2 protein-coding genes are annotated in these 5,056 nt (G+C 42.1%); one reads left to right on the top strand and one right to left on the bottom strand.

Annotated features, from left to right (window positions below):
• Positions 1-344: 344 nt before the first annotated feature.
• Positions 345-842 (bottom strand): Abi family protein, encoded by a 498-nt coding sequence (locus tag WMO25_RS14595; protein ID WP_349085906.1) that lies wholly within the window; start codon positions 840-842, stop codon positions 345-347.
• Between the two features lie 654 nt (positions 843-1,496).
• Here WMO25_RS14595 and WMO25_RS14590 point away from each other — a divergent pair.
• The gene (locus WMO25_RS14590; protein ID WP_349085904.1) at positions 1,497-4,820 is read left to right on the top strand and encodes a DEAD/DEAH box helicase; all 3,324 of its coding nucleotides are present in this window, start codon (positions 1,497-1,499) and stop codon (positions 4,818-4,820) included.
• The last annotated feature ends 236 nt before the right edge of the window (positions 4,821-5,056 follow it).

Genomic DNA, 5,056 nt, shown 5'->3' with positions numbered 1-5,056 from the left:
GGTTTATGCCTTTTTTATTGGCTGAAATATTGAATTTTCAAGGTTCAACACACCGTATCGGTGTGGGAAGTTTTAGTCTTAAGTATATTCCTTATTTCTTCATGTTACAAACAGAATATTTCATCATATCCTTATACGCATCATCCCATCTGAAATTCCAGATGCGGTACTCCTCACACAGTCTTGACTGTACTGTAGCGTTTTCCATCACTCTGTATTATGAATGTTCTTCATCAAAATAAAAATGGCGAAGCGCTTATCGCAACACTCCGCCGAAGGCCTAACCGATTTGAGCGAAATGCTTGGTTAGGTCTGTTTTACTATTTTATGCAGTCCCACTGCATTTATACACTTAAATGGTCTTTCCAATCTGTTGGAAGATTCATTGCTGTTAGACCGACCACATCACTATTATTTTGAATCAGCTTGTCGAAAGCATCTACAAATACTATCCACTCCTCATCGGATGAACGCAGATACTTCATTGCCAGTAAAATTTGATACAGACCATTATGTGCTGGTGGTGGCGTAATCTTATCTACATCCAAAATTTCTGGTGTTGTATGTATTGTGCGATTATAAATTCTGGAATTATGAGCACACATATTACGCAATACCGAAACGCCCTGTATCCATGAAGTAAGCATTTTCTGTGATGGTTTTACCAAATTTCCTTTTTTCGATTTATACTGGTAGTTTGATGCCAAGATAAAGTATGAACTTCCCGTACCCGTTTTCAAATTCTTAATTATCTTCGATAGCATTCCAAATGAAAGAACTTCAACAGTTGCCCATACAGGCACCTCGCCATCATGATTGTCAAAATTATGTTTGATAAACACATCATTAGAACTTCTTTGTGGCATTATCATATAAATGAAACGAGTAGCCTCTCAAACGATAAAACCCAATTGTCTTTAATACTTTCTCTACATCTTCACGAGATGTAATCTCCATTCCTGCATCTGCATAAGATTGCACTTGTTGTTCTATTGTTAATATTTGTTTTGGATACTGATACGTAAAACACCCCATAAATAAAAATCCCACCGAGTTGCGCATGAAAAATCAAAGGCGTGGTGGGTTCTGTTAATATTATTATACAGTTTCCGATGTTACTGTCAAGATTTCTTTTGTAAAAAATCGGCAACTTCCCATTGTTCTTTGAGATTATGCCTGCATTTATCATTTTCTAATTTTCAAAACATATCTCTTTCAGTTCCCCTACATCTTGATTACCGATTCGCTCTTCCAAAGTTGTAAATAAGGTGTAAATTATTGCTTAATCCTCAAAAAATCCAATAAAATCATGGCTTTCCAGACATCCTTTAAATGTTGCCGTGATATCTGCATATTTTTTCTTATTCGTTTCAAACTGCGGACAGAATTTGTCAAATATGCTATAATGAAGTTTACGATTACAGCAGGTTGCGGCTATTCCGGCCTGCTATACGCTGTGCAGCACGAACACGCATTCACAGCTGAAAGGAGTTTTCATGGCAATTACCAGAATGACTGTTATCAAAGCCTCCTCTGATGCAGATTATCGAAAAGGTCAGGATATTTTTTTGATCGATAAGCGCATTAAAAACTTTGAAACGGATATTAACACACTGACAGATACCCCTATGATCACCGCTACTGTCCTTGATGCAGACGGCAGTGAACATGAAACCCAGGTATCCATCGATGAAGATGAGAGCCAGATTGTCGGCAGCTTATGTTCCTGCTCCGATTTTTACCAATCAGAAGGGCTCTGCTGCCACTGCGTCGCTATTCTTTTGAAATATATCTCCAGACGACATATTCAAACAAGCTTTCCGTCAAAAAAACAAAATCGGATTGGCCAGACATTGATTGAATCTTATATTCATCAATCTTCCGGCAGCCACTATCCTGCTGAAGCATCTGAAACCAAAGTTCTGATTGAATTGGAGCCAATTCTTCATAACCAATATCATAAACTTTCCGTCGACTTCAAAATCGGCACCAGCAAGAAATACGTCATCAAAGACTTGCTGGAGTTTGCCCGCCTTATTCGTCAAGGTGAATTATTTCAATATGGAAAGAATCTGAAATTTTTCCATGAACCTGAGGCTTTCACTACTGAGAGCCGCAACATGCTGGCGTTTATTATGCAGCGGATTGAAGAGTACGAATACCATTTCCACTGTGTTCAGGACAGCACTTATCGTTTCCAGACAATGAAAGCACTGCGTTACCTTCCGCTGTCTCCAACCGCTGTCGACATGTTTCTGAATATGATGATCGGACATACGCTTCTGTTTGATCTCGATGATCATATCCGGCCCATTTATGTTACAGACGGAGACCCGGAACTTACACTTGAACTCAAAGCCGAAGATAGTGACACCTACCATCTGACCATCGAAGATTGTCTGATACTCTCCGGTGCCCGGACATTCTGGATTCTAAAAGATAAAATCCTGTATCGCTGCTCAGAAGCCTTCAAAAAGGACATGCAGCCCTATCTGACAGAGTTAAATCGTCAGAAGGTCCGTGAAATCACACTTTCCGAGAAACAACTTCGACCTTTTTACGGCAGTGTACTGAAGCATCTGGAAGCCCATACGGATTTTCACACTGAAGGTGTTGATCTGACCGATTATGAACCGCCTGAAGCGCATTTCAGTATTTACCTTGACAATCCGGCTGAGAATATCATCAGTTGTACAGCTTATGCTCGTTATGGCGAAGAAACATTTTCTCTTGCCACGCCTATCTCCTGTGAAGATGGTTTCCGTGATGCCGCTATGGAGAACAGAATCCTGACGGCTATTCAGACTTATTTTCAGCCTGCCGCAGTATCCGGGAATGAAGATTCCCCTGTTGCTGATGCTGATTTTATCATCAGTCATGATGATCAGGCTGCTTTCCTCTTTCTGGAACAGGGACTGCCTCATTTTTACGAACTGGCTGAAGTTTTCATATCTTCGAATATGAAACGTATACGCATCCTGTCAGCGCCGCGGACCGCTGTCGGTGTTTCCGTCTCTAACGGTCTGCTGGAAATAGATATCCACTCTGACAGTCTTCCTTATGAAGAGCTGGCCGGCATTCTGAACAGTTACAGACGCCGACAGAAATACTACAAATTGAAATCCGGAGAATTTCTCAAATTGGAGAATAATTCTCTGAGCGTTTTGTCTGAATTAGCTGACGGACTTCGGCTCTCTGAACAGGCTATCCGTGGTGGCAGGATTTCTGTGCCTTTATATCGCGCATCCTATATTGATGCCGTTCTTACCAGCCACAACAGTGATATACAGTCCCATAGAGACCGTTATTTCAAATCACTGATTCGTGATATGAAATCTGTGGCTGACAGCGATTATGAAGTTCCTGATGCCATGAAACCCATTCTGCGTGACTATCAGAAAACCGGCTATCGCTGGCTCTGTACCATTGCACAGCTTGGATTTGGCGGTATCCTTGCTGACGATATGGGACTTGGAAAAACTTTGCAGATCATCACACTATTGGAACATGCCAGACTTGAAGCGATATCCAAAACTGTCGATTTGACAGATACTGCTTCTCATACAGCATGTCCGCCTCCTGTCAGTCTGATCGTCTGCCCTTCGTCACTTGTTTACAACTGGGACAGTGAAATCGAGCATTTCGCACCCAATCTGAAAACCTTGCTCATCACCGGTACTGCCCAGGAACGGCAGGAATTACTGACACACTATGCGGATTATGATGTACTCATCACTTCCTACGACATGCTGAAACGTGACATTGCAAGATATGACAATCTTCATTTTCATTATCAGATTATCGATGAAGCGCAATATATCAAAAACCATCGTACTCAGGCAGCACGTTCTGTCTGCAGCATCCACTCTGTCACACGTTTTGCTCTGACCGGTACCCCGATAGAAAACCGCCTCAGTGAATTGTGGAGCATTTTTGAATATTTGATGCCGGGATTTCTATATCCTTATGCTTATTTCCGTTCAGAATTGGAACAGCCGATTGTAGAAAATAAAGATCAAATTGCCGCCACAAGACTTCAGCAGCTTGTTCGTCCATTTATCATGCGCCGTCTGAAAACAGATGTCTTAAAGGAACTGCCGGACAAACTGGAGCATGCGGTTTATGCCCAGATGACGGATGAACAGAATAAGCTTTACACTGCCAATACACTGAAACTCCAGAAAGATCTGGAACAGCAGAGCGACAGTATGTTTAAGACGAGTAAAATCCAAATTTTAGCTGAATTAACCAAACTGCGCCAACTTTGCTGCGACCCGTCCTTAATCTATCAAAATTACCATGGCGGCTCAGCGAAACTGGATACCTGTATCCAGCTCATTGAAAATGCCATGGCTGGCGGCCACAAAATTCTTCTGTTTTCACAGTTCACATCTATGCTGGATGTGATTGAACGCCGCCTGAAAGCAGAGCGCATTCTCTACTATCGACTGGACGGCAGTACAAAGAGTGAGCAGCGCACCCGCCTTGTCAATGCTTTTAATGAAAACAAAATTCCTGTTTTCCTGATTTCTCTAAAAGCCGGTGGAACAGGTCTCAATCTTACCGGAGCAGATATCGTCATCCACTATGACCCATGGTGGAACGCAGCTGCCCAAAATCAGGCAACAGACCGGGCACACCGTATCGGTCAAACACATACAGTCACTGTCTACAAGCTGATTGCCCGACATACCATTGAAGAAAAGATTCTGGAACTGCAGGAAAACAAAAAGGCTCTGTCGGATCAGATACTTTCAGAAGAAGGCGTCACTGCCAGCCAGCTGACAAAAGAGGAACTGCTGAAGCTTCTCCAAAATTAAAATGAAAAAACCCCGAGTTTTGAGTCACCTGATTTCACATAATGTTCTGCAAACAGGCTCATCGCCAAACGTTTTCAGAACATTATGTGAAATCAGGCTCGTTAAAAACTCGGGGTTTCTCTTATTTTTATTTATCCGGAGTATCGCAGCAGTACTTCATGTGACATGCTCCCACCACTTAAATCACAGATTTTGAAGTGGGGGCTTCTTGCTCAATGGCTCTACTGAGCCAAGTA

This window comes from Coprococcus intestinihominis, from assembly GCF_040096555.1.
In the GTDB taxonomy this organism is placed as follows: Bacteria; Bacillota; Clostridia; order Lachnospirales; family Lachnospiraceae; genus Coprococcus_A; species Coprococcus_A intestinihominis.
This window is presented reverse-complemented; position numbering and strand designations above follow the sequence as displayed.